The sequence below is a fragment of the Acetivibrio straminisolvens JCM 21531 genome, assembly GCF_000521465.1.
GTDB classification, from domain to species: Bacteria; Bacillota; Clostridia; order Acetivibrionales; family Acetivibrionaceae; genus Hungateiclostridium; species Hungateiclostridium straminisolvens.
The window spans coordinates 1-1,203 of record NZ_BAVR01000161.1; the positions used below are offsets into that span (position 1 = coordinate 1).

At 34.3% G+C, this 1,203-nt stretch carries 1 pseudogene; it reads right to left on the reverse strand.

Going from position 1 to position 1,203, the window contains the following annotated elements:
* Positions 1-1,203, reverse strand: a pseudogene (locus JCM21531_RS17265) (hypothetical protein); the annotation flags it as partial.

A 1,203-nucleotide genomic window follows, 5' to 3' on the forward strand; every position in this document is an offset into this window, starting at 1 on the left:
TTCCCTTTGATATCTGCCGGGCACTGCTTCCCATGTCTTTGGATTACCGGCTGCATCCAAGTGGAACATATATCGTATTACATCGAATTTAATAGGATTGTTTGTCCATAGTATTTTCGCTTTAAAGTCTTTGTCATAATTATTGCTTATTTTATTTTCATACTCTTTTTTCTTCAAATCCTTTTTGCCGTTGTAGACATATGTATTTATTTCTATTGGAGCATTACCACTTCGGCTGCTGCTTACATTTCCTATTTCGTTCTTATAACCCGAACAACCTTCGGCCTCACAATCTTCATGTATATTGCATTTAATCCTATATCTATATTTTTTAGATACAGAAAGATAATAAGATGTATCTAGAATTCTTTTTATTACATCAACAGTGTTGTTGCTGACCAACCACTTCTTCTCTCCAGGATTATCTCCAAAATCTTTCCTTTCGACCTTTGCTTTCACGCTTGGCAAACTTACAGTTATTGTATTTTCGTTATCTTCAATCCTCGAACTTCCAACTTGATAATTATGCAAAAATCCTGCATTTACATTAACATTCAATTTATCTATTCTGGCACTTCCATCCAGCCAATCACCATTAATATTGTTTAGATTAAATACAATATCTGAATCAGCTAATGGATAGCTTATTTCTCTCGATAATGCATAGTATGGTAAATCAAATTTCCTAAGAGTAGAATTTATAGGCTTTTCGGCTTTAACCACTGTAGAAACAATATTATTTTTCAAATCATTTTCTAAAGGATTTTCTCCGTCTTCATTAATTGCAAATTCTATATATACATCAGTATTGGGCATTCTAAACCCAGCATATAAACATGCTTCCTTGTCTTCTGCTGATATATTTATAGTCCCGCTCTGACTGGTTGACGAACCTCCAAATTCAAGTTCATAAGCATCAGCATCCAACGGAACATCTTGACCATCGCTGTTTTTTGTAGTAATACTCCACCTAAATTTAACTCCTTCTAAGTCTGTATCGAAGTGAGATTTAACTTTTACACCAACCAATACTTCGTTGCCTTCGGTTGAACTATCTGGTATTACATGGAAACTAACATCCAAATCATCATTCATATCAAACGGCCTAATGAGAAAAGATCTATAGTTGAGATTATTAAATCCATTCCAGTAGTAAAATGCTATACCGAGTCCCCACGCATGTTCTGTTGGAGGTTGTATTAT